Here is a 22,247-nt window from a genome sequence, read left to right on the forward strand (position 1 = left end):
ACTTTCATTAACCCCACTCCATCACACATGTAGCCATGCTGCTCATACCTGCCATCGACCTCAAGGACGGTCATTGCGTTCGCCTGAAACAGGGCGATATGGAACAAGCCACCGTATTTTCCGAAGACCCCGCCGACATGGCGCGGCACTGGTTGATGCAGGGGGCGCGCCGGCTGCATCTGGTCGATCTGAACGGTGCCTTCGCCGGCAAGCCGAAGAATGAAGCGGCGGTGAAGTCCATCATCCAGGTCGTGCGCCAATTTGCGCTTGAGAATGACACGGACGAGATTCCGATTCAGCTCGGCGGCGGCATCCGCGACCTTGACACCATCGAACGCTATCTCGACGACGGCCTTTCCTACATCATCATCGGTACGGCGGCGGTGAAAAATCCCGGATTCCTGCACGATGCGTGCAGCGCCTTCCCCGGCCAGATCATCGTCGGCCTCGATGCCAAGGACGGCAAGGTGGCAACCGACGGCTGGAGCAAGCTGTCCGGACACGAAGTGATCGACCTGGCCAAGAAGTTCGAAGACTACGGCTGCGAAGCCATTGTCTATACCGACATCGGCCGCGACGGCATGATGGGCGGCGTCAACATCGACGCCACCGTCAAGCTGGCGCAGAGCATGACCATTCCCGTGATCGCTTCCGGCGGCGTGCACAACATCAAGGACGTCGAAGCGCTCTGCGCGGTCCAGGATGAAGGCATCGAAGGCGTGATCTGCGGCCGTTCCATCTACGAGGGCACGCTCGATCTGCGTGCGGCCCAGGAGCGCGCCGATGCCTTGAGCGGCATCGAGGAAGAGACGGAAGAAGAATAAGCATGCCCCTTGCAAAACGCATCATCCCTTGTCTCGATGTGACCGCTGGCCGCGTGGTCAAGGGCGTCAATTTCCTTGAACTGCGCGATGCCGGCGATCCGGTGGAAATCGCCCGCCGCTATGACGACCAGGGCGCAGACGAACTGACCTTTCTCGACATCACCGCCACCTCCGACGGCCGCGACCTGATCCTGCACATCATCGAAGCGGTGGCGTCGCAGGTCTTCATTCCGCTGACAGTGGGCGGCGGCGTGCGCACCGTGGAAGACGTCCGCCGCCTGCTCAATGCCGGCGCCGACAAGATCAGCATCAACAGCACCGCCATCGCCAATCCGCAGATGGTGGCCGATGCCGCGCAGAAGTACGGTTCGCAATGCATCGTGGTCGCCATTGATGCCAAGCGCAAGGCCGAAGGCGGCTGGGAAGTCTTTTCCCATGGCGGCCGCAAGGCCACCGGCCTGGATGTGGTCGAATGGGCAAGGAAGATGGAAAGCCTGGGCGTCGGCGAAATCCTGCTGACCAGCATGGACCGCGACGGCACCAAGAGCGGTTTCGACCTGGATCTTACGCGCGCGGTCTCGGATGCCATCTCGATTCCCGTGATTGCATCCGGCGGCGTCGGCGGCCTGAAGGATCTTGCCGACGGGATCAAGGTCGGCAAGGCCGATGCGGTGCTGGCAGCCAGCATCTTCCATTACGGCCAGCACACCGTGCAGGAAGCGAAGAATTTCATGGCCGGTCAGGGCATTCCGATGAGGCTGGTATGAGCATCGCCGGCAAATGGCTCAACAAGGTGAAATGGGACGAACAGGGGCTGGTGCCCGTGATCGCCCAGGAAGTCGGCAGCAATGACGTGCTGATGTTCGCCTGGATGAATCGCGACGCTCTCGCCAAAACCGTCGAGCTGGGCGAGGCCGTGTACTGGAGCCGGTCGCGCAAGAAGCTCTGGCACAAGGGCGAGGAATCTGGACACACGCAGAAGGTGCATGAGATCCGGCTCGACTGCGATGAGGACGTCGTGCTGCTGAAGGTCGAGCAGGTGGGCAGGATAGCCTGTCACACTGGAAGGCATTCCTGCTTCTTCCAGAAATTCGAAGGCGATGCGAACAGCGGCGACTGGCAATCGGTTGATCCGGTCCTCAAGGATCCTGATTCCATCTACAAATGAAGCCGCATGCAACACCTCGGGCGGCCGGCTGATCAATCAATTGAATCAACAGAGACAAGGCGGATCATCCGTCTCCAGCAATGAGTGAAATCCTGAAACGCGTCGCCGACGTCATCGAGTCGCGCAAGATCGCAAACGGCGGCGATCCCGACAAGTCCTATGTCGCGCGCCTGTTCTCCAAGGGCGATGACGCCATCCTGAAGAAAATCGGAGAGGAAGCCACCGAAACCGTGATGGCGGCAAAGGATGCCCGCGCCGGCGGCGATGTTTCCAAGGTGCTCTATGAATGCGCCGACCTCTGGTTCCACTCGATGGTCCTGCTGGCACAATTCAATCTGAAACCGCAAGACGTGATTGATGAACTCGCGCGCCGCGAGGGCCTTTCCGGCATAGACGAGAAGGCATCCCGCACCGAATGATCCTCGTGGTCAATGCAAGCCGGAATAGCGTAAGCTGTGTTACCAGCCTTACTCCACCATTCTCCATAGTTCGCCACAGCCAACGGGACCTATCATGACTGACTGCATCTTTTGCAAGATTGCCTCCAAGCAGATTCCGAGCAAGACCGTCTACGAGGACGACGATGTGATCGCCTTCCATGACATCAACCCCGCTGCGCCGGTCCATTTTTTAATTGTCCCGAAACAACATGTTGCTACACTAGCGGACTGCAGTGAAAGTCATTCCAAGTTGTTGGGTAAAATGATGTTGCTGGCACCGAAGCTGGCCAAGGAACAGGGCTGCGGTTATGAAGCGTCGGATGACGGTGCGGGTACTGGCGGCTTCAAGACGCTGTTCAATACCGGACCCGATGGCGGACAGGAGGTGTACCATCTCCATCTGCATGTCATCGGTGGTCCGCGTCCCTGGCGCGGCCAACGGTGATTCCGGGTTTCCTGCATAAAACGGCAAAAATTTGAAAGAAGGCGCTTGCGTCTATTAGGAGAAAGCAATGGGTTCATTTAGCATCTGGCATTGGCTGATCGTTCTGGTGGTCGTCATGCTGATTTTCGGCACAAAGAAGATAAGCAATATGGGCTCCGATCTCGGCAAGGCCGTCAAGGGTTTCAAGGATGGCGTCAAGGGCGACGAAGACAAGACCGCCGCCGACAAGGCAACGATCGACGTCGAAGCGAAAGAGAAGAAAAGCTGATCACGGGCTTGACGATGATATGCGCCGGACACCTGTCCATGGCGCGAATGCAACCCTTGCCCGCTCCCCATCATGATTGATCTCGGCCTTACCAAAATTGCATTGATCGGCGTGGTCGCTTTGGTTGTCGTCGGACCCGAGCGCCTGCCCAAGGTCGCCCGCATGGCCGGCACGCTGTTCGGCCGCGCCCAGCGTTACATCAACGAAGTCAAGTCCGAAGTCAGCCGCGAGATCGAGCTGGACGAACTGCGCAAGATGCAGAAGGAAATGCAGGAGGCGGCGACCAGCGTCGAAGAGACGATCGCGCAGAATGTTGCCGACATGCAGAGCGACGTTCAGGAAGCGCTGTCCAATCCCTTGCTGGAAACGCCGACACCTGATCAGATCGGGGTGAAGGCCAAGGATTTTCGAAAGAAGAAACTGGCCCGCACCTCGGCGGTGCCTTCTTGGTACAAGAAACAGAGCGGGCGTCGTACCCATGTGATGTCAGGGGCCGCGCGCGTCGCAAAGTTTCGGCCTGCGGCAACGCGCAAGTCCACCGTTTCATTTCATCACTGAGCCCGCCAGCATGCCGATCCGATTTCCCAGCAAGGGCCTTGCATCATCTCATGCCGGACTGCCGCTTCGCGACAGCGGGGCTGGTCATGAACCAATGCGTATCACATTTGCATAACACCTCCGTATGATCAACGACGACGACACGGCTGGTGCCGGAGATACCTTCATTTCACATCTGGTGGAGTTGCGCAACCGGGTGATGAGGGCATCCATTGCAATCATTATCGTATTCCTGTGCCTGATGCCATGGGCCGGCGATATCTACGACATACTCGCAATGCCGATGATGGTCGCGCTGCCTGAAGGCAGCAAGATGATTGCGACTGGCGTAATTACGCCTTTTCTGATTCCGGTAAAAGTCACGCTGCTGCTCGCTTTTCTGATCGCATTACCGGTAGTGCTTTATCAGGCCTGGGCCTTCATTGCGCCCGGCTTGTACACCCATGAGAAGAAGCTGGTGGCGCCGCTGGTGGTGTCTTCTTCTCTGCTGTTCATCGCCGGCGTGGCTTTCTGCTACTTCTTTGTCTTCGGCGTGATCTTCAAGTTCGTCAATGAGTTCGCGCCGAAATCCATCAATGTGGCGCCAGACATCGAAAGCTACTTCGGATTCGTGATGACGCTCTTTATCGCCTTCGGCGTCACCTTCGAAGTTCCTATCGTGGTGATCGTTCTGGTGCGCATGGGCCTGGTCACGGTGGAAAAGCTCAAGGAAGTGCGCCCCTATGTGATCGTCGGCGCTTTCGTCGTCGCTGCGGTCGTGACGCCGCCCGACGTCATGAGCCAGCTGCTGCTTGCGATCCCGATTTGTCTGCTGTACGAAGTCGGCCTGCTGATCGCGCCCGCCTTCGCCAAGGCGACCCGAGCGCCGGAAGAGGTGAGCGATCAGGCCTGATCAGCCGTGCGATAACACCCGATGATCCGCTCGATCAGCACAATGAACAAAGCCGGCGCTCGCCGGCTTTTGTTTTTCCGCCCTGCTGGTGCGCACGGAGCCGGATGACGGTGCATCCGGTTTGCGGCTCGAGGCGCCGCTACTGTTTTTGGCAAGCGCGAGGTTATTTGGCTTGCCGCAGCCAATGAACAAGAGGATAAGCATCCTTGAATCCCGACACGATTTCCTTGCCGAGATCGGTGGGAATCGTCTTCTTCAGACTGCTCTCCTTCCAGACGATGAAACTCTTGTTCTTCACGTATTCGATATGCGGCACATCGGCATCGAAGCCTTTCGGCGGCCGCGACAGCTTGCCCTCATCCTGAAGGTCGCCGTAGGTATCCTTCAGTTTGCGGTTCTTCAGTACCTTGGAAAATCCGGCGGCGTCGGCTATCACGTGCTGGCGAATCACGCGCAGGCGATCGGCGGGCGGCATGTATTCTCCGCCTGCCACCAGAAGCAGGCCCTGCGCATCAACGTGGAAGTAGTAAGCCGGACCGCCGCCCTGACTCGGTTTCTTCAGGCCGCTTGCAGTGACCGCCGCCGAAAACGTTGTCTTGTACGGGCTTTTGTCCTTGGAGAAGCGCATGTCCCGGTTGATGCGGAACAGCGCCTTCTTCGGATTGCAGTCTGCCACTTCCGGATCGAATTTCGCGATCTGCGCAATCATGCCGGAAACGAGTTCAAGGAATTCGGAGCGCAGGATGTCATAGCGCGGCTTGTTCATGACGAACCAGGCGCGATTGTTGTTTTCGCTCAGTTCGGCAAGGAATTGAATCAGGTCGCGTGTATGCATGAAAGCTTTCTTGAAAGACGGCGGCTATTCCTGGGTTTCGCGTCTCGGCTTCGGCCGCTTGCCGACAGTGACTTCGAGCGTCGATTCCTGGGTCTTGCGCAGTACTGTCATCTTGGCCTTGTTGCCTGGAGCGAGCTGCGCGATCAGGTTGAGCATGTCGGTGGTATCGCTCACCGGCTTGCCTTCGACCGCAACAAGAATATCGCCCGGTCGGATGCCTGCCTTGTCGGCCGGGCCGCCCTTGAGCACGCCGGCGATGATGGCGCCGGATTTACGGGTCAGGCCGAAGCTCTCGGCAAGCTCCGGCGTGATGTCCTGCGGTTCGACACCGATCCAGCCACGCACTTTCTGTCCTGTGGCGATGATGGATTCCATCACATCCTTCACCGTGGTGACCGGGATGGCAAAGCCGATGCCGAGGGAGCCGCCGCTGCGCGAGTAGATCGCCGTGTTGATGCCCAGCAGGTTGCCGCTGGAGTCGATCAGCGCGCCGCCGGAGTTGCCGGGGTTGATGGCCGCATCGGTCTGAATGAAGTTTTCGAAGGTGTTGATGCCGAGATGATTGCGGCCCAGCGCCGAGACGATGCCCATGGTGACGGTTTGTCCGACGCCGAAGGGATTGCCGATGGCCAGCACCACATCGCCCACGCGGGCCTGGTCGGCATTGCCCAGGGTAATGGCAGGCAAATTCGGCAAATCGATCTTCACCACCGCGAGGTCGGTTTCCGGATCGGTGCCGACCACTTTCGCCACGGCCTTGCGGCCGTCCGCCAGTGCGACCTCAATTTCATCGGCGGTTTCAATCACATGATTGTTCGTCAGCACATATCCCTGCGGGCTGATCACCACGCCGGAGCCCAGGCTGAATTGCCTGTCCTCCTGCTGGTCGCCGAAAAAGCGGCGGAACAGCGGATCATCCATGAAAGGCGTCTTCGGCTGACGGGCGCCTTTCGTGGTGAAGATATTGACTACGGCCGGCATGGCGCGCCTTGCCGCCTCGCGGTAGGAATCCTGCGCGGGTGCCGTAGCGGGCGCTTGAAGAATCTGCGCCGGTGAATTGACCGCGCGGTCGCCCCGGGCGCCGCCGAGCAGGCTGATGGCCCATTCCGGCTTCAGGCTCGCTACAATAAACCAGAGCGCCAGGCCGACCGTTACGGTTTGGGCAAACAATAGCCAGAGACGTCGCATATGAAGGATAACGATGATGCTTGAAACAATTGGTAGAGAGGAGCTCGCAAAATATCTGGAGCAAACGCTCGATATTAACCGTTTTCGAGACTATTGCCCAAATGGCTTGCAAGTCGAAGGGCGCAGGGAAATCCGAAAAATTGTCACCGGCGTCACCGCCAGCCTGGCGCTGCTGGAAGCGGCGGCCGACGCCGGTGCGGATGCCGTCATCGTGCATCATGGCTATTTCTGGAAGGGCGAGGATGCGCGCGTCATCGGACCCAAGCACCGGCGTCTCAAATTGCTGCTGACGCAGGATATCAACCTGTTCGGTTTTCATCTGCCGCTCGACATGCACCAGGAATTCGGCAACAACGTTCAACTGGCGAAACGGCTCGACCTGTCGCCGGACGGCCGTTTCGGCGACGACAGCCTTGGATGGCTCGGCCTTGTCCAGGATGCCGCGCTCAGGACCGCAGGGGACCTGGCGCTCCATGTCGGTGCCCGATTGAAGCGCCAGCCGCTGCTGATCGGCGATCCGGCGCAGCCTCTGGGCCGTATCGGCTGGTGCACCGGCGCCGCGCACGGCATGCTCGGCAATGCCATTGCGGCCGGTGCGAGCCTTTATCTGAGCGGAGAAATTTCGGAGCCGACGGTACACCTCGCGCGCGAATCCGGGGTTGCCTATCTGGCATGCGGACATCATGCTACCGAGCGGTATGGCGTACAGTCGCTCGGCGAGCATCTGGCTGGCCATTTCGGCATCGAACATGAGTTCGTCGATATCGATAACCCCGTCTGATGTCCTTCCCTCGTGCCGCGCTGCAGCAAAAAAACCGAAAGTAGGTCATGCCGACATTGAGATGCAGGTATGATTACGCAAGGTAAGGAGTAATTATGCTGGAAGAAACATCGCGCGATCCGATCGGCGTAATGATAGTGGAAGACGACGCAGTAACCCGAAAGGCGCTGTCGCTTGCAATCGAATCGGAGCCACGGCTCAAGCTGCTCGCCGCGCTTGAGAGTGTGAAGGCCGCCATGACATGGCTGGATGCCAACGTTCCCCAGGTGTTGATGACCGATCTCGGTCTTCCCGACGGATCGGGGCTTGAAGTCATTCATGCCTGCACCAGCCGGCATCCGCAGACGGACATCATGGTCGTTACCATGTCCAGCGACGAAGCCAATGTGCTGGCCTGCATCGAAGCCGGCGCGTCGGGCTATGTGCTCAAGGATGCCGGCAAGACCGACATCGCCCGCGCAGTGCTCGATCTGCGCTCCGGAGGGGCACCGATGAGCCCCACGATCGCGCGCATGGTGCTGGCCAAGGTTCGCGATGGCAAGCGGCCTGTTACCGCCAAGGAGCAGGACCCGGCGACCAGTCTGACCAAGCGCGAGTCGGCGATACTGGACCTCATCGCTCAGGGGGAGAGTTATGGCGAAGTTGCCAAGCTGTTATCCGTCTCTGTCGGCACGGTGCAAACGCACATCAAGAACATCTACGGAAAGCTTGCCGTGCATTCCCGGGGCGAAGCCGTGTTTGAGGCTCATCGCCGGGGACTGCTGCAGATCGGGCAGCCCCGCGTCCGCAAATAGGCGGCGCGGGCGCGCTTTTTCCTATCTTTTCAAAGAGTCGCGGATTTCTCGCAGAAGCACGATGTCTTCCGGTGTGGCCGCCGGTGGTGGAGCGGCCTCCGGCTCCCTGCGCCTAGCCTTGTTGATCAGGCGAATCATCTGAAAGATGATGAACGCCAGAATGAGAAAATTCAGCAGAATGGTCAGGAAATTGCCGTATGCCAGGACCGCTCCCGCTTTCTTGGCTTCTACCAGGGTCATGGACATGCCTTGGCCATTGAGTGGCAAGTAATAATTCGAAAAATCGAGTCCGCCAACCAGTCTTCCGACGACCGGCATGATCACATCCTGCACCAGCGAGTCGACGATTTTGCCGAATGCGCTGCCGATGATGACGCCAACCGCCAGATCAATCACGTTCCCCTTGATTGCAAAGGCTTTGAATTCCTGCAGCATTCCCATCAATTTCCCTTCCTTGTGTCGTATTGTTGTCGGTCCTGCGCAATGCTTGCCTGAGTTTCAGGTGGACGAGGCGCATGCGGGCTCCATTTTTGCAGAAATCCTGCACTTTCCGAAGCAAACGAAGGTCTCCGGCACATAGTATCTGTCTGTTGCCTGCCAAAAAGTTCCCGAATTTTCGCAAGGCAAAAGGGTTTCCCTTTAATTCAGTTCCGGCGTCCGTTATAATCTAAGGTTGCTAGAAGTTTCGTACAGATTTCGTATTAATAATGATTGGGGTTGGTATGAGTAACGAAAAGCAGGTCGATTCCGGTCGGCGTGGCTTGCTTGCCGCGACATGTGCGGTAGGCGGGGTGGCCGGACTGGCCACAGCGGGAGCCTTTGTCTCCACCTTCCAGCCGTCCGAGCGCGCAAAAGCCGCCGGTGCTCCGGTCGAGGTGGATATTTCCGGCCTCGCTCCGGGCGAATTGAGAACCGTGGAATGGCGCGGCAAACCCGTATGGATTCTCAAGCGCTCGCCGGAGATGGTCGCATCGCTGAAGAAGACCGATGCCGAGGTTGCCGATCCCAAGTCGGAACGCAACCCCGAGGAACTTACCCCGGAATACGCCCGGAATGAATACCGCTCGCGCAAGCCGGACATCCTGGTTGCCGTCGGTATCTGCTCGCACCTCGGTTGCTCGCCGACCACCAAGCTCCAGTCCGGACCCCAGCCTTCGCTGCCCGACAACTGGCAGGGTGGCTTCCTCTGCCCATGCCATGGTTCGACATTCGACCTGGCCGGCCGCGTCTACAAGAACAAGCCTGCTCCTGACAACCTGCAAGTACCGCCGCACATGTTTGTCGGCGACACCAAACTCGTGATCGGTAAAGACGAGAAAGGCGAAGCATAATCATGGCGATACAACAAAAACCGACCGGCACGCCTGTTCCCCTGTCAGGCAAGGCGCTGGCATGGATCGATGAGCGCTTTCCGCTGAGTTCGACATGGAAAGCGCATATCTCCGAATATTACGCTCCCAAGAACTTCAACTTCTGGTACATGTTCGGCTCGCTGGCGCTGCTGGTGCTTGTTATCCAGATCGTCACCGGCATCTTCCTCGTCATGCATTACAAGCCGGATGCCAACCTCGCGTTCGCATCGGTCGAGTACATCATGCGTGACGTGCCCTGGGGCTGGCTGGTGCGCTACATGCACTCCACCGGCGCCTCGGCTTTCTTCGTCGTTGTGTATCTGCACATGACGAAAGCCCTGCTGTACGGTTCCTATCGCAAGCCGCGCGAACTGCTGTGGCTGTTCGGCGTCGGCATCTTCCTGTGCCTGATGGCGGAAGCCTTCTTCGGCTACCTGCTTCCCTGGGGACAGATGTCCTACTGGGGCGCGCAGGTGATTGTCAACCTGTTCGGCGCAATCCCCTTCATCGGTCCTGACCTGTCGCTCTGGATCCGCGGCGACTACGTGGTGTCCGATGCAACGCTGAACCGCTTCTTCTCCCTGCACGTCATCGCGATTCCGCTCGTGCTGATCGGCCTGGTCGTCGCCCACATCGTCGCACTGCACGAAGTTGGCTCCAACAACCCGGACGGCGTGGAAATCAAGAAGCATAAGGATGCAAACGGCGTTCCGCTCGACGGCATTCCCTTCCATCCGTATTACACGGTGCATGACGTATTCGGTGTCGCGATCTTCCTGATCGTGTTCAGCGCCGTAGTGTTCTTCGCGCCGGAGATGGGCGGCTACTTCCTCGAGTACAACAACTTCATTCCGGCCGATCCGCTGAAGACTCCCCCGCATATCGCACCGGTCTGGTACTTCACGCCGTTCTATTCGATCCTGCGCGCAACCACATCGCAGTTCATGTACGCACTCATTGTCGGCGTGATCGCCTATGTTGCCCTGATCATGCTGAAATCCCGTCTTGCCAGCACCATCAAGATAGCGATTGCGGTGATCGCAGCCGTCGTTGTCGTCGCCATGTTCGTCTTTGACGCGAAGTTCTGGGGCGTTGTGCTCATGGGCGTGTCGGTACTGATCCTGGCTGCGCTGCCGTGGCTCGACTATTCGCCGGCGAAGTCGATTCGCTACCGCCCGAGCTGGCACGGCTACGTGTACCTGTTGTTCGGCATCGCCTTCCTGGCGCTCGGCTATCTCGGCGTTCAGCCGCCGACACCAATCGGCACGCTGGTAGCCCAGATCTGCACCTTCATCTACTTCGGCTTCTTCTTGCTGATGCCGTGGTGGAGCACCATGGGCAGCTTCAAGCCTGTGCCTGACCGTGTTACATTCCAGCCGCACTAAGCCGCAAAAAGGGATAACAGAACCATGAAATTGTTGAAGAAATTCATTGCGGTCCTGGCGCTTGTACCGGCAGTTGCATTTGCCGCCGAGGCGACTTTTCCGCTGGACGCGGCACCGGATCGCACGAAGGATCTGGCTGCATTGCAAAACGGTGCCAAGCTGTTCGTCAATTACTGCCTGAACTGCCATTCCGCATCGGCAATGCGCTATAACCGGCTGCGCGACATCGGCCTGACCGATGAACAGATCAAGAATAATCTTCTGTTCACCTCGGAAAAAGTCGGTGACCTGATGACAGTATCCATGCCTGCCAAGGACGCGAAAACCTGGTTCGGTGCGGTGCCTCCCGATCTGTCGGTGATCGCCCGTGCAAAGGCGTCGAGCGAAGGTTCGGGTGCGGATTGGCTCTACACCTACCTGCGTACCTTCTACAAGGACGACACCCGCCCGACAGGCTGGAATAACCTGGTATTCCCGAATGTGGGCATGCCACATGTCATGTGGGAAGTGCAGGGTGTGCGCGCAGCCAAGTTCGTCGAAGAGAAGGATCCGCACGATGCATCCAAGGTGATTCACAAGTTTGCCGGTTTCGAGCAGGTCAAGCCGGGCACGATGTCTTCCCTCGACTTCGACAATGCCACTGCCGACCTGGTCTCCTACTTGAATTGGATGGGCGAACCTGCCCAGAACAGCCGCAAGCGTCTTGGTGTGGTCGTGCTCCTGTTCCTCAGCTTTTTCCTGCTGCTGGCATGGCGCCTGAACGCATCGTACTGGAAAGACGTCAGGTAGCAATTTTCGGCCCGTCAATCCGAAGAGAATGACGGGCGTTTTTTCTGGGGTGAGCCGTCCGACGTCTCACCCCTTTGTTTCTAAGGAACTACAAAATGATGGTTCTCTATTCGGGCACAACCTGCCCATTTTCCCAGCGTTGCCGTCTCGTCCTGTTCGAGAAGGGGATGGATTTCGAAATCCGTGACGTCGATCTGTTCAACAAGCCCGAAGATATCTCGGTGATGAACCCGTATGGCCAGGTGCCCATCCTCGTGGAGCGCGACTTGATCCTGTACGAGTCCAACATCATCAACGAGTACATTGACGAACGTTTTCCGCATCCGCAACTGATGCCGGCCGACCCGCTGATGCGTGCGCGTGCCCGCCTCATGCTGTTCAATTTTGAAAAAGAATTGTTCGTGCACGTCCATACCCTGGAAAACGATAAATCGAAGGGTTCGGAAAAAGTGCATGAAAAAGCCCGTGCCGAAATCCGTGATCGCCTGACGACGCTTGCTCCATTGTTCCTGAAGAACAAATACATGCTCGGCGATGAATTTTCCATGCTGGACGTGGCCGTGGCCCCCTTGCTGTGGCGCCTTGATCACTACGGCATCGAACTATCGAAGACAGCCGCGCCTCTGATGAAATACGCAGAACGCATCTTTTCCCGTCCTGCCTATATCGAAGCACTGACGCCCTCTGAAAAGGTAATGCGCCGCTGATTAGAGTGCGCCGTTTGTCAGCAAAGACCTCTGGCGCATTTGCATTTGTGGTCAGGAAGCTATGTCCGAAATTTCTACAAAACCTTATCTGCTGCGCGCGATTTACGAGTGGTGCACCGATAACGGGTACACACCCTATCTCGCGGCCGCAGTCGATGCACAGACCCGTGTTCCGCGCGAGTTCGTCAAGAATGGGGAAATTGTTCTGAACATCAGCTTCACCGCTACCAGCGGATTGAAGATGGAAAACGATGTCATCAGCTTCAATGCCCGGTTCGGCGGTGTCTCTCGTGAAATCGTCGTTCCCGTCGACAACGTCGTTGCCATCTATGCTCGCGAAAACGGTCAGGGCATGGCATTCGAAGTCTCCAGTACTCCTGCCCGGGATGATGAAGTGCAGGCGGAAGAGGATGTGTCGAAAGGCCCTGCCTTGTCTGCCGTGCCCTCGGGGAATGAGGATTCTGCCGCGTCCGCCGAAAATCCCGGGCCCGATGACAACAACGATCCTCCAAAAAAAGGTGGAAGGCCTACCCTAACTCGCATCAAATAGCGTATAATTCGGGTCTTCAAGTTTTCGCCGGCTTAGCTCATTTGGTAGAGCAGTTGACTTGTAATCATCAGGTGGCCAGTTCGAATCCGGCAGCCGGCACCAATAAAAACCCGTGAATAGAAATATTCACGGGTTTTTTCTTTTCTGCATGCTGTTCTTCTCGCGGTTTCATCAACCCATATCAAGCTGCGTTTGATAAGCCGCTGCGCAACCCGGACCCGCGCCAGCGGTGCTCGGCGTACGTCCGTACGCGCGCGCCCCGCAACGCAAAGCCGAACCGCTCGCCACGCTGATCAGACTCACCCTAGAGCGGATTGCAGGTGAGCGTATGAACGGAATCGCTTTGTCCTGGGACCGCGGGCAAGGCGGTAGGAGCGCCGTGTGGCGGGCCACACCAGCGACGAACAACGCCGCCATGCGCCCAAGGCAGGCCGGAGCGACCGACCATTCACCTGCAATATGCTCCCCTTGAAGACGATGAAGTCTTGCTCGTCAGGCTGCCATAGGTCAGTGAAGTTTGCGAGTTCGATGTCGGCAAATGACTGCCGTCGGTTGCAATGAAGGGAGTATGAGGCGGGTCGCCAAGGTGTCGACGGTGCCAGGGAAGACATGCCTGCCATCAAGGCAGGCATTGATTGATACATCCCCGTGATGCAACAGGGATGCCGGAGGAGTACTTCAGGCTTTCAACAGGCCTTGCAGTTCGCCGGATTCGTACATCTCCGTCATGATGTCCGATCCGCCGACGAATTCACCCTTCACGTAAAGCTGAGGGATGGTCGGCCAGTTGGAGTATTCCTTGATACCTTGGCGCACGTCCGCATCTTCGAGCACATTGACGGTGACGATATTGTCGACGCCGCATGCCTTCAGAATCTGAATAGCGCGGCCGGAAAAGCCGCACTGCGGAAACTGCGCCGTGCCTTTCATGAAAAGCACTACCTGGTTCTGGGTTACGGTTTCTTTGATCCAGCTTTGTACGTCGCTCATGGTGTTACCCCTGCAGATTGAAGATGGCTCCATTATATGGAAAACCTCGGCCGCTGGCAGGCAATGCGCGTTTGCGCTGCCTGCTCCCTCTACTTGGGCGGGCCGGAAAGCGGGTTCAAGCTTTCAGCTTGGCAAACGCGGCCGCCATTGCATTGTTGGCGGCCGGCTGCGGACGCTGCTGGTGCTGTCCCAGGCGCTTGGCATCGGTGCGGTCGCCTCGCTGCTCCGGACGCGCGCCGGCAGGCTGCGGCGAATCGCTTAAGCGCATGGTCAATGCGATGCGGCGCCGTTTCTCGTCGACTTCCAGCACCTTGACCTTCACCACTTGTCCCGCCTTCACGACGGTATGCGGGTCGCGCACGAAGGTGTTTGACAATGCGGAGATATGCACCAGTCCATCCTGGTGAACGCCGATATCGACGAAGGCGCCGAATGCCGCCACGTTGGTCACCACGCCCTCGAGAATCATGTCGGGACGCAGATCCTTGATATCCTCGACCCCGTCCTTGAATGTCGCAGTGGTGAACTCGGGGCGGGGATCGCGGCCAGGCTTTTCCAGTTCTTTCAGGATGTCCGTAATGGTGGGAACACCGAATTTTTCATCCGCATACTTGGCGGGCTGTACGCCCTTGAGCAGCTTGCTGTCGCCGATGATGCCTTTCACATCCTTCTTAATGTCGGCAAGAATCCGCTCGACGACCGGATACGATTCCGGATGCACGGCCGACGCATCCAGCGGATTTTCTCCATTCATGATGCGCAGGAAGCCGGCTGCCTGCTCGAAGGTCTTCTCGCCGAGCCGGGGCACTGCCCGCAATGCCGCCCGGGAGGTGAACATGCCCTTCATGTCGCGGTAATTGACGATGCTCTGTGCGACGCTGGTGTTCAAGCCGGAAACACGCGCCAGGAGCGGCGCGGATGCGGTATTCACATCGACGCCGACCGCATTGACGCAATCCTCGACCACGGCATCGAGCGAGCGTGCCAGCTGCGTCTGGCCGACGTCATGCTGGTATTGCCCGACGCCGATGGACTTCGGGTCGATCTTGACCAGTTCCGCGAGCGGATCCTGGAGACGACGGGCAATCGATACCGCGCCGCGCAGCGACACATCCAGCTCCGGCAATTCGCGGGATGCGAATTCGGACGCCGAATACACCGAGGCGCCTGCCTCGGACACGACGATCTTGGTCAACTTGAGTTCCGGATGCTGCTTGATCAGGTCTTGCGCCAGTTTGTCCGTTTCACGCGAAGCGGTGCCGTTGCCGATGGAAATCAATGCAACCTGGTGTTTCTGCGCCAGCAGGGCGAGTGTGTGAAGGGAGCCGTGCCAGTCATTGCGCGGCTGATGGGGGTAGATCGTCGCCGTATCCACTACCTTGCCCGTCGCATCGACCACCGCCACCTTGACGCCTGTGCGCAGCCCCGGATCCAGCCCCATGGTGGCACGCGGGCCCGCCGGGGCGGCCAGCAGCAGATCCTTCAGGTTGCGCGCAAACACATTGATCGCCTCGACCTCGGCGCGCTCACGCAATGCCGTCATCAATTCGGTTTCGAGGTGCATGAAGGTCTTGACGCGCCAGGTCCAGCGCACGGTATCGCTCAGCCATTTATCCGCCGGACGGCCCTGGTTGCTGATGCCGAAGCGGACGGCGATCCTGCCTTCGCAGGGGTTGTGCGGCGCGTCCCATTTCGGTTTTTCCTCTTCGCTGTCGAGACGCAACGACACATTGAGGATTTCCTCGCGGCGTCCGCGGAACAGTGCCAGCGCCCGATGGGATGGAATCGTGCTCAGGGTTTCGGAATAGTCAAAGTAATCCTCGAACTTCGCGCCCGCGTCTTCCTTGCCTTCGACCACTTTCGACTCGACCACGCCGTGTTCGGTCATGTATTCGCGCAGGGTCTGCAGCAGCGTCGCATCTTCCGCAAAACGCTCCATCAGGATCTGACGCGCACCGTCCAGCGCTGCCTTCACATCCGGCACGCCAGGGTTGTCGCCATTGTCGGTACTGAATGCGGGCTTCAGGTATTTCGCCGCTTCTTCTTCGGGATTGAGTGAAGGATTGCCGAGCAGCGCATCCGCCAGTTCCGTCAGGCCGGCTTCCGCCGCGATCTGCGCCTTGGTGCGGCGCTTCGGCTTGTAGGGCAGATACAGGTCTTCGAGACGGGTCTTGTCTTCGGCATGAGTGATCGCATCCAGCAGCTCCGGCGTCATTTTTCCCTGCTCGTTGATCGAGGCAATGATCGCGGCACGGCGGTCTTCGAGTTCGCGCAGGTAGCGCAGGCGCTCTTCCAGCAGGCGCAATTGCGTATCGTCCAGGCCGCCGGTCGCTTCCTTGCGGTAGCGCGCGATGAAGGGCACGGTGGCGCCTTCATCCAGCAGGGCAATGGCAGCGGCAACCTGTGCCGGTTTGGCGACAAGTTCAAGAGCGAGGCGTTGTTCAATCGAAGGCAGCATGGGATTCGGATAAGAAGAAAAACAAGCAGATGATGATACGCAATTTATGCGGGAGCGCCAGTCTTGACAGGCCGAATATGCCGGGGACGCGACAGAGTCCGTTCCCGGTTTCTCATGACTTGCAGAAATGCCAAACCCGATTCAGCCCGGATAACGGCCGCCGCTCACGCGCTCGATGCCGGCAAGGTCGCGCCAGCTCTGCACGGATTCGAAGCCGCCTGCGGCAAGCAGTCCGCGTACGGATGCGGCCTGGTCGTAGCCGTGCTCCATCATCAGCCAGCCGGCCGCCAGAAGATACGCGGGCGCATGTTGCACGATGATTCGCAATGCGCTCAGGCCGTCCGCATGATCGGTGAGCGCATCCGCCGGCTCGAAGCGAAGGTCGCCTTGTGACAGATGCGGATCATTGGCGACGATATACGGCGGGTTCGACACGATGAGATGGTGGCGCCCGCCCGCCGGCAAGCCGGCGTACCAGTCGCTTTGGACGAGGTTCACCGCGCAGGCATGGCGGGCCGCGTTGCGACGGGCGATTTCCAGCGCGGCTGCACTGACGTCCACCGCAGTCACCTCCGCGTCCGGCCGATGATGCGCGATGGCAATGGCGATTGCGCCGGTCCCGGTTCCGAGGTCCAGCATGCGGCCCTGCGGCGGCAGTCGTTCGAGCGCCAATTCGACCAGCAATTCGGTTTCCGGCCGCGGTATCAGCACGTCCGGCGTGGTATGCAAGGCAAGGCCGAAGAACTCGCGCTCGCCGATGATATAGGCAATCGGCTCGCCCGTGATGCGGCGCCGGAACAGCTCCGAAAGACGGGCAGCTTCTTCCGGCCCAAGAACGCGGTCCGACTGGGTGATCAACTGCACCCGCGTCAGGCCAAGACCGTGGCAGACGAGGATTCTTGCATCAACCGCATCAAGCGGCGACTGGTTCAACACCGCGCCGATGGTCGTGCCGGGCGAAATCGAAAGTTCGGGTAGCGGCGAATCCGGGGGGGTATGCATGAAGCAATGGGGAGCGTTCAACGGGCCTGGCGCAGCGCAGCCCAAATCAGGAGCACCGCCAGAATGGCGAACCAGATCAGTGACCATTGCGGAATCGACAGGCCGATGATCGGTTCGTATTCGGCGCTGCACAGACCATCCGCCTTGAACAGGAAAGGCATCAGCTCTGCGGTGAAAATCTTGTTCAGCGAGGTTTCAAGCGGATCGATGCCGCAGGAGACGGAAGGGTGGGCCTTTACCCAGAGGTGCCATCCTGCGATGCCGGCGCCGACCAGCGATGCCAGCGCCGCGAGCAGCGCTCCCGCCTTGGTCGCGGCGCGGGGCAGGGCGGCGAAGATGAAGCACAGCAATCCGGTGGCGACGAAGGCATAACGCTGCAGCACGCACAGCGGGCAGGGAAGCATTTCCTTGACATGCTGAAGATACAACGCGTAACCAACCAGGGCAAAGCATATGACGCCCGCAGCAAGCAGTATGGGTTTGGATGTTCTCATCTGGACAATATTTTAAGTGGGTAAGGCAATGCGACTGACATGGTGCCTGATGGTTCCAATGTGCAACCATGTTGGGCAGGCAATATCTTGCCTAATTATGCCTGCAAGCCTGCCAGGCTTCTCGGCGCCTCAATTTTCCTCTGACAAACTGGCCAGCAGTTCCGCCTGATGCTCGGCCATCAGCGCCTTCATCAATTCTTCCAGATCGCCATCCATGATGAAGTCCAGCTTGTACAACGTCAGGTTGATGCGGTGGTCCGTCATTCTTCCCTGTGGAAAATTGTAAGTACGGATACGCTCGCTGCGATCGCCGGAACCGATCAGCGACTTGCGAGTGGCGGCTTCCTTGGCTTGCTGTTCGCGCAATTGCACATCCTTGATGCGCGCCGCGAGCACCTTCAGTGCCGAGGCCTTGTTCTTGTGCTGGCTGCGGTCATCCTGGCATTCGACCACGATGCCGGTCGGGAAGTGGGTAATGCGGATCGCGGAGTCGGTCTTGTTGATATGCTGTCCGCCGGCGCCCGAGGCGCGGAAGGTATCGATGCGGATGTCGGCGGGATTGATATCGACATCGGAGACTTCATCGGCTTCCGGCATCACGGCCACGGTGCAGGCGGAGGTGTGGATGCGCCCCTGCGTCTCGGTGGCCGGCACCCGCTGCACGCGGTGGCCGCCGGACTCGAACTTGAGCTTCGAATAGGCGCCATGCCCGATCAGGCGCACGATCACTTCCTTGTAGCCGCCGATTTCCGATGGCGATTCGGACACCATCTCCACCTGCCACCGGTTGCGCTCGGCGTAACGGGTGTACATGCGCAGCAGATCGCCCGCGAACAGGGCGGCTTCGTCGCCGCCGGTGCCGGCGCGGATTTCCAGGTAAATATTGCGTTCGTCGTTGGGGTCCTTCGGCAGCAGCATTGTCTGGAGATCGACTTCGGCCTGCTCGATGCGCGCCTTCGCCGCGGCGATCTCTTCCTGCGCCAGTTCCTTCATGTCGGGGTCGGACAACATGTCCTGGGCCGTCTTGATGTCTTCTCCTGCCTGGACATAATCCCGGTACAAGGCGACCAGCGGGCCGAGCTCGGCATGTTCGCGCGTCAGTTTGCGGTACTGCTCCATGTCGGCGGTGACGCCTTCCTGCATCAGCAGGCTGTTGACCTCTTCCAGCCGCTCGGTGAGCTGGTCGAGTTTTGCAAGCATTGAAGGTTTCATGGGGTGTGCTTTGGTGGAATTCCTGAAGGTTGCCGGGTTGCCCTGGAAGGACAATGAATGGCAGGCGCCGGACCGTTAGTGAACGGTGTCCGGGAAAAGCGCCGCTAGCGCTTGGTGCGGAAAAGTTGCGGCAGCAGCGCCGCAAGACGGGCGCGTTCATCACCCTGTGCGTTATGCAGCGCCTGCTGCGGGCCATGCAGGAATTTCGCGGTCAGGCCCTTGGACAGTGCTTCCAGCACGGCATCGATGTCTTCGCCCCTGGCAAGCAGTTTCCTTGCGCGCTCAAGCTCGGCAAGGCGCATGGCCTCGCTGCTTTCATGCAGGTTGCGGATGAGGGGTACGACGGCGCGGGTGTCGATCCAGTGCATGAACGCCTGCACGCGGTTCTCGATGATGGCCTCGGCTTGCGCCACGGCAGCCTGGCGGTTCTCGAGGCCGGTCTGCACCGCGGCGCCAAGGTCGTCAACCGTGTACAAAAAGACATCGTCCAGGCGGCCGACTTCGGGTTCGATGTCGCGCGGCACCGCAAGATCCACCATGAAAATCGGCTTGTGGCGCCTTGTCTTGATCGCGCGCTCCACCATACCCAGGCCGATGATGGGCAGGGACGACGCGGTGCTGGAGACGACGATGTCGAACTGCGCAAGCTGCTCCGGCAGGTCGGCGAGGCGGATGGCGCGGCCGTTGAAACGGTGGGCCAGCGATTCGCCTCGCTCAAGCGTGCGGTTGGCAATGGTCAGCGACTTCGGATTCTGTGCGGCAAAATGCGTGGCGCAAAGCTCGATCATTTCGCCGGCACCGATGAACAGCACATTCTGTTCGGACACGGTATCGAAGATGCGCTGGGACAGGCGTACCGCGGCCGCTGCCATTGACACGCTGTGCGCGCCGATTTCGGTCGTGGTGCGCACTTCCTTGGCCACTGCAAAGGTGCGCTGGAACATCTGGTGCAGATAAGTGCCCAGGCCGCCGGCTTCATCGGCCTTGCGCACCGCATCCTTCATTTGCCCCAGGATCTGCGCTTCGCCGAGCACCATGGAATCGAGACCGGATGCCACGCGGAATGCATGGCGCACCGCATTGTCTTGCGGCAGCGTATAAAGATAGGGGCGCAGTTCGGAATAGGGCAGCTTGTGGTATTCGGCCAGGAAACGGGCGGTGGCGTCGATCGCGGCTTCCACGCCGCCCGGGATATCGCTGGCGGCATAGAGCTCGGTACGGTTGCAGGTGGAGAGGATGGCGGCTTCATCGCCCGCGTTCGATGTGGTTTCGCGTCCGAACCATGCGCGTGCCGATGCCACCGCCTGCCCGATCTGGTCAGCGGGAAAGGCGACTTTCTCGCGCAGGGAAACCGGCGCGGTGGTGTGATTGAGACCGACTGCGAGAAGCTGCATGAATGGCGTGAAACTGAAATCCTGTAGCGCTATTATAGCCTGTTGCACCCTTGCACAAGCTTGTTGGTAAAAGCATACCGGGTCTTGCAGAACCGCAGCGAACTCACTGCGGCGACGGATGCGCAAGTTGTTCCAGCCGATATCCGTAGCTATAGACCGGAGCCAGCCTGAATCCGTTCTCCGGATGCAAGCCCAGCTTGCTGCGTACGCGCGAAACATGGGTATCCATGGTGCGGGAAGGCATTTCGAGTTCTCCCGACCACACCGCATCCCTGATGAAGGCGCGCGACAGCGGGCGGTCCAGGTGACGGAACAGCAGCAGGGCCAGTTCGAATTCCTTCTGTGTCAGGTCCAGTGTGGCACCATCCCGCGTAATGCGCCCGCTGCGAAGTTCAAAACAATAGGGACCGTACACCGCAAGATCCTGTGTATAGCGTTCCGGATAGGCGTTGCGCAGCAGGACTTCGCTCCGAAGCACCAATTCATTGCGGCGTATCGGTTTGACAAGGTAATCCGAGGCGCCTGCAGCAAGCGCCGCGAGCGCTTCCTCGATACGGTTGCGCTCCGTCAGGGCGAGTACCGGCATGGAGGGTGATTGCCGGCGCAGCTGTTGCAGCATGGTCTGCGGGCTGCTATTGCCATGGGCTTGCCAGTCGATAAGGCAAATTTGCACGTCTTGATACGATTGCGTGCGGCTGCGTTCCAGCTGCACGCAATCGTATCCCTTTGCAGATAAGGTTTCCCGTATTGCTTCGGCCAGATCCGGATCTTTTGTATGGAAGGCAATACGCATGGGCTCGAAGACCTGATGTCGGACAAGCCGGCATTGTAGGCTGAAGAGAGCCGCGCCTCAAAAAGTACGCACAGCGTGTCCGAGCCTTTCGAACACGCTGTGGAAAGCTAGTCAGCTATTGGAAGTCCGTATTGGAGCCCTGCTGCGGAGCCCGGCACGGCTCGCGCATCCGTTGCGCGCCAGCGGAGGCGAAAACACTCTAATCGCGCAATGCCACGTGGGAGGCGGTGGCGCTGCTATTGCCGGTCACGGCATTGTCCATGCGATAGGTAGTTGGCGCATCGATTGTGACGGTGTGGTTGAGGTCTTCCAGCAAGTGATGCATCTTCGCCGCAGTGGCATCCCAGGAGGTGCGCGAGAGCTTGTCGCGCATGAGGCGGATCTTCCTGAGCTTGTCATCGCTCGACATGGCCAGCGCGCGCTCGCAGGCGGCCACGAATTCCGGCGCCGTCGCCGCGATCTCCACCACGTCGCTGTGCAGGTCCACCACATCCTTGACCGGCGTGCTCACGATCGGCAGCTCCGCCGCCATGTACTCCAGCGACTTGGTCGGGCTGATGAAGCGGGTCGACTCGTTCATCGCAAACGGCATCAGGCACACATCCCACGCCGCCAGGAACTGCGGCAGCGCGCTGTAGGCCTGCTGGCCCATGTAGTGGATGTTGGGCCGCTGCGGCAGGCTCGCCGCATCGATCTTGACCACCGGCCCCACCAGCACGATCTGCCACTCCGGATGGGCATCGGCCAGCTGGCCGGCCAGCTCGGCATCGAAGCGTTCGTCGATGACGCCGTAAAAGCCCAGCACCGGGCGCGGCAGGTCCTTCAGTTCGGCATGGGCGATGTTGCGGTCGAGCGCCTGGCGGAAATGGGTGACGTCGACGCTGCTGGGAAAGCAGTGCACATTGGCATGGCGGTGTTTCTTGGCTTC

General features: G+C 59.2%; 26 protein-coding genes and 1 tRNA gene. 16 read left to right on the forward strand and 11 right to left on the reverse strand.

Annotation, left to right across the window (positions count from 1 at the left end):
• Positions 1-35: 35 nt before the first annotated feature.
• The 8 genes from hisA to tatC all read left to right on the forward strand — a co-directional run bounded on the left by hisA (position 36) and on the right by tatC (position 4,595).
• On the forward strand, positions 36-824 hold the full coding sequence (gene hisA, locus FH061_RS03250; RefSeq protein WP_151632841.1) for a 1-(5-phosphoribosyl)-5-[(5-phosphoribosylamino)methylideneamino]imidazole-4-carboxamide isomerase: 789 nt from the start codon (positions 36-38) through the stop codon (positions 822-824).
• Between the two features lie 2 nt (positions 825-826).
• Positions 827-1,591, forward strand: coding sequence for an imidazole glycerol phosphate synthase subunit HisF (hisF, locus tag FH061_RS03255; protein WP_151632843.1), 765 nt, complete (start codon positions 827-829; stop codon positions 1,589-1,591).
• On the forward strand, positions 1,588-1,992 hold the full coding sequence (hisI, locus tag FH061_RS03260) for a phosphoribosyl-AMP cyclohydrolase (RefSeq protein ID WP_151632845.1): 405 nt from the start codon (positions 1,588-1,590) through the stop codon (positions 1,990-1,992). The genes hisF and hisI overlap by 4 nt, the downstream gene beginning before the upstream one ends.
• 80 nt (positions 1,993-2,072) lie before the next feature.
• A complete protein-coding gene (locus FH061_RS03265; RefSeq protein ID WP_151632846.1) occupies positions 2,073-2,411 on the forward strand; it encodes a phosphoribosyl-ATP diphosphatase in 339 nt (112 codons plus the stop codon).
• A 94-nt stretch (positions 2,412-2,505) separates the two neighbouring features.
• Positions 2,506-2,877, forward strand: coding sequence for a histidine triad nucleotide-binding protein (locus FH061_RS03270; RefSeq protein ID WP_151632848.1), 372 nt, complete (start codon positions 2,506-2,508; stop codon positions 2,875-2,877).
• Between the two features lie 67 nt (positions 2,878-2,944).
• Positions 2,945-3,145, forward strand: a complete 201-nt coding sequence (gene tatA / locus FH061_RS03275; RefSeq protein ID WP_151632850.1) for a Sec-independent protein translocase subunit TatA — start codon at positions 2,945-2,947, stop codon at positions 3,143-3,145.
• A gap of 72 nt (positions 3,146-3,217) precedes the next feature.
• Positions 3,218-3,703 (forward strand): Sec-independent protein translocase protein TatB, encoded by a 486-nt coding sequence (tatB, locus tag FH061_RS03280; protein WP_151632852.1) that lies wholly within the window; start codon positions 3,218-3,220, stop codon positions 3,701-3,703.
• A gap of 124 nt (positions 3,704-3,827) precedes the next feature.
• Positions 3,828-4,595 (forward strand): twin-arginine translocase subunit TatC, encoded by a 768-nt coding sequence (gene tatC, locus FH061_RS03285; RefSeq protein ID WP_151632854.1) that lies wholly within the window; start codon positions 3,828-3,830, stop codon positions 4,593-4,595.
• 163 nt (positions 4,596-4,758) lie between these two features.
• Here the strand turns inward: tatC and FH061_RS03290 are convergent, their stop codons facing one another.
• The gene (locus tag FH061_RS03290) at positions 4,759-5,430 is read right to left on the reverse strand and encodes a DUF2461 domain-containing protein (protein WP_151632856.1); all 672 of its coding nucleotides are present in this window, start codon (positions 5,428-5,430) and stop codon (positions 4,759-4,761) included.
• 24 nt (positions 5,431-5,454) lie between these two features.
• The gene (locus FH061_RS03295; protein ID WP_151632858.1) at positions 5,455-6,618 is read right to left on the reverse strand and encodes a Do family serine endopeptidase; all 1,164 of its coding nucleotides are present in this window, start codon (positions 6,616-6,618) and stop codon (positions 5,455-5,457) included.
• Positions 6,619-6,634: 16 nt separating this feature from the next.
• Between FH061_RS03295 and FH061_RS03300 the strand changes: the two genes are divergently transcribed.
• Together FH061_RS03300 and FH061_RS03305 are read left to right on the forward strand one after the other, a co-directional pair.
• Entirely contained in the window at positions 6,635-7,399 is a 765-nt protein-coding gene (locus FH061_RS03300) for a Nif3-like dinuclear metal center hexameric protein (RefSeq protein WP_151633013.1), read from the forward strand.
• Positions 7,400-7,494: 95 nt separating this feature from the next.
• Complete coding sequence (locus FH061_RS03305) at positions 7,495-8,193, forward strand: response regulator (RefSeq protein WP_151632860.1); 699 nt, start codon at positions 7,495-7,497, stop codon at positions 8,191-8,193.
• Between the two features lie 21 nt (positions 8,194-8,214).
• Here FH061_RS03305 and mscL read toward each other — a convergent pair whose 3' ends face one another.
• Positions 8,215-8,634, reverse strand: a complete 420-nt coding sequence (gene mscL / locus FH061_RS03310; protein ID WP_151633015.1) for a large conductance mechanosensitive channel protein MscL — start codon at positions 8,632-8,634, stop codon at positions 8,215-8,217.
• Positions 8,635-8,915: 281 nt separating this feature from the next.
• Between mscL and petA the strand changes: the two genes are divergently transcribed.
• From petA to FH061_RS03340, 6 genes are all read left to right on the forward strand, one after another.
• Entirely contained in the window at positions 8,916-9,524 is a 609-nt protein-coding gene (gene petA / locus FH061_RS03315; RefSeq protein ID WP_151632862.1) for a ubiquinol-cytochrome c reductase iron-sulfur subunit, read from the forward strand.
• 2 nt (positions 9,525-9,526) lie between these two features.
• Positions 9,527-10,930, forward strand: a complete 1,404-nt coding sequence (locus tag FH061_RS03320; RefSeq protein WP_151632864.1) for a cytochrome b — start codon at positions 9,527-9,529, stop codon at positions 10,928-10,930.
• Between the two features lie 24 nt (positions 10,931-10,954).
• A complete protein-coding gene (locus FH061_RS03325) occupies positions 10,955-11,719 on the forward strand; it encodes a cytochrome c1 (RefSeq protein ID WP_151632866.1) in 765 nt (254 codons plus the stop codon).
• A 95-nt stretch (positions 11,720-11,814) separates the two neighbouring features.
• Complete coding sequence (locus FH061_RS03330) at positions 11,815-12,426, forward strand: glutathione S-transferase N-terminal domain-containing protein (RefSeq protein WP_119769585.1); 612 nt, start codon at positions 11,815-11,817, stop codon at positions 12,424-12,426.
• A gap of 61 nt (positions 12,427-12,487) precedes the next feature.
• The gene (locus FH061_RS03335) at positions 12,488-12,976 is read left to right on the forward strand and encodes a ClpXP protease specificity-enhancing factor (RefSeq protein WP_151632868.1); all 489 of its coding nucleotides are present in this window, start codon (positions 12,488-12,490) and stop codon (positions 12,974-12,976) included.
• Positions 12,977-13,002: 26 nt separating this feature from the next.
• Positions 13,003-13,078: transfer RNA gene (locus FH061_RS03340), tRNA-Thr, on the forward strand.
• A gap of 576 nt (positions 13,079-13,654) precedes the next feature.
• On the opposite strand, the gene grxD is transcribed toward FH061_RS03340, so the two are convergent.
• The 8 genes from grxD to FH061_RS03380 all read right to left on the reverse strand — a co-directional run.
• The gene (grxD, locus tag FH061_RS03345) at positions 13,655-13,966 is read right to left on the reverse strand and encodes a Grx4 family monothiol glutaredoxin (protein WP_151632870.1); all 312 of its coding nucleotides are present in this window, start codon (positions 13,964-13,966) and stop codon (positions 13,655-13,657) included.
• A 115-nt stretch (positions 13,967-14,081) separates the two neighbouring features.
• A complete protein-coding gene (locus FH061_RS03350; RefSeq protein ID WP_151632872.1) occupies positions 14,082-16,424 on the reverse strand; it encodes a Tex family protein in 2,343 nt (780 codons plus the stop codon).
• Positions 16,425-16,565: 141 nt separating this feature from the next.
• A complete protein-coding gene (prmC, locus tag FH061_RS03355; protein WP_151632874.1) occupies positions 16,566-17,426 on the reverse strand; it encodes a peptide chain release factor N(5)-glutamine methyltransferase in 861 nt (286 codons plus the stop codon).
• 17 nt (positions 17,427-17,443) lie between these two features.
• Complete coding sequence (locus tag FH061_RS03360) at positions 17,444-17,920, reverse strand: disulfide bond formation protein B (protein ID WP_151632876.1); 477 nt, start codon at positions 17,918-17,920, stop codon at positions 17,444-17,446.
• Between the two features lie 129 nt (positions 17,921-18,049).
• Positions 18,050-19,132 carry a peptide chain release factor 1 gene (gene prfA / locus FH061_RS03365; protein ID WP_151632878.1) on the reverse strand — a complete coding sequence of 361 codons (1,083 nt, stop codon included), beginning with the start codon at positions 19,130-19,132 and terminating at the stop codon, positions 18,050-18,052.
• A 104-nt stretch (positions 19,133-19,236) separates the two neighbouring features.
• Complete coding sequence (gene hemA, locus FH061_RS03370; protein ID WP_151632880.1) at positions 19,237-20,526, reverse strand: glutamyl-tRNA reductase; 1,290 nt, start codon at positions 20,524-20,526, stop codon at positions 19,237-19,239.
• Between the two features lie 103 nt (positions 20,527-20,629).
• Positions 20,630-21,319, reverse strand: a complete 690-nt coding sequence (locus FH061_RS03375) for a response regulator transcription factor (protein ID WP_151632882.1) — start codon at positions 21,317-21,319, stop codon at positions 20,630-20,632.
• 199 nt (positions 21,320-21,518) lie between these two features.
• Positions 21,519-22,247: glycosyltransferase (locus tag FH061_RS03380; protein ID WP_151632884.1), on the reverse strand; the 729-nt coding region annotated here is incomplete at its 5' end.

The organism is Noviherbaspirillum aerium (genome assembly GCF_008929045.1).
GTDB classification, from domain to species: Bacteria; Pseudomonadota; Gammaproteobacteria; order Burkholderiales; family Burkholderiaceae_D; genus Noviherbaspirillum; species Noviherbaspirillum aerium.

Bases quoted from the DNA above. Each gene is read 5' to 3' on its own strand.
- hisA (WP_151632841.1), top strand. From the start codon at position 36: ATGCTGCTCATACCTGCCATCGACCTCAAGGACGGTCATTGCGTTCGC.
- hisF (WP_151632843.1), top strand. From the start codon at position 827: ATGCCCCTTGCAAAACGCATCATCCCTTGTCTCGATGTGACCGCTGGC.
- hisI (WP_151632845.1), top strand. From the start codon at position 1,588: ATGAGCATCGCCGGCAAATGGCTCAACAAGGTGAAATGGGACGAACAG.
- FH061_RS03265 (WP_151632846.1), top strand. From the start codon at position 2,073: ATGAGTGAAATCCTGAAACGCGTCGCCGACGTCATCGAGTCGCGCAAG.
- FH061_RS03270 (WP_151632848.1), top strand. From the start codon at position 2,506: ATGACTGACTGCATCTTTTGCAAGATTGCCTCCAAGCAGATTCCGAGC.
- tatA (WP_151632850.1), top strand. From the start codon at position 2,945: ATGGGTTCATTTAGCATCTGGCATTGGCTGATCGTTCTGGTGGTCGTC.
- tatB (WP_151632852.1), top strand. From the start codon at position 3,218: ATGATTGATCTCGGCCTTACCAAAATTGCATTGATCGGCGTGGTCGCT.
- tatC (WP_151632854.1), top strand. From the start codon at position 3,828: ATGATCAACGACGACGACACGGCTGGTGCCGGAGATACCTTCATTTCA.
- FH061_RS03290 (WP_151632856.1), bottom strand. From the start codon at position 5,430: ATGCATACACGCGACCTGATTCAATTCCTTGCCGAACTGAGCGAAAAC.
- FH061_RS03295 (WP_151632858.1), bottom strand. From the start codon at position 6,618: ATGCGACGTCTCTGGCTATTGTTTGCCCAAACCGTAACGGTCGGCCTG.
- FH061_RS03300 (WP_151633013.1), top strand. From the start codon at position 6,635: ATGCTTGAAACAATTGGTAGAGAGGAGCTCGCAAAATATCTGGAGCAA.
- FH061_RS03305 (WP_151632860.1), top strand. From the start codon at position 7,495: ATGCTGGAAGAAACATCGCGCGATCCGATCGGCGTAATGATAGTGGAA.
- mscL (WP_151633015.1), bottom strand. From the start codon at position 8,634: ATGGGAATGCTGCAGGAATTCAAAGCCTTTGCAATCAAGGGGAACGTG.
- petA (WP_151632862.1), top strand. From the start codon at position 8,916: ATGAGTAACGAAAAGCAGGTCGATTCCGGTCGGCGTGGCTTGCTTGCC.
- FH061_RS03320 (WP_151632864.1), top strand. From the start codon at position 9,527: ATGGCGATACAACAAAAACCGACCGGCACGCCTGTTCCCCTGTCAGGC.
- FH061_RS03325 (WP_151632866.1), top strand. From the start codon at position 10,955: ATGAAATTGTTGAAGAAATTCATTGCGGTCCTGGCGCTTGTACCGGCA.
- FH061_RS03330 (WP_119769585.1), top strand. From the start codon at position 11,815: ATGATGGTTCTCTATTCGGGCACAACCTGCCCATTTTCCCAGCGTTGC.
- FH061_RS03335 (WP_151632868.1), top strand. From the start codon at position 12,488: ATGTCCGAAATTTCTACAAAACCTTATCTGCTGCGCGCGATTTACGAG.
- grxD (WP_151632870.1), bottom strand. From the start codon at position 13,966: ATGAGCGACGTACAAAGCTGGATCAAAGAAACCGTAACCCAGAACCAG.
- FH061_RS03350 (WP_151632872.1), bottom strand. From the start codon at position 16,424: ATGCTGCCTTCGATTGAACAACGCCTCGCTCTTGAACTTGTCGCCAAA.
- prmC (WP_151632874.1), bottom strand. From the start codon at position 17,426: ATGCATACCCCCCCGGATTCGCCGCTACCCGAACTTTCGATTTCGCCC.
- FH061_RS03360 (WP_151632876.1), bottom strand. From the start codon at position 17,920: ATGAGAACATCCAAACCCATACTGCTTGCTGCGGGCGTCATATGCTTT.
- prfA (WP_151632878.1), bottom strand. From the start codon at position 19,132: ATGAAACCTTCAATGCTTGCAAAACTCGACCAGCTCACCGAGCGGCTG.
- hemA (WP_151632880.1), bottom strand. From the start codon at position 20,526: ATGCAGCTTCTCGCAGTCGGTCTCAATCACACCACCGCGCCGGTTTCC.
- FH061_RS03375 (WP_151632882.1), bottom strand. From the start codon at position 21,319: ATGCGTATTGCCTTCCATACAAAAGATCCGGATCTGGCCGAAGCAATA.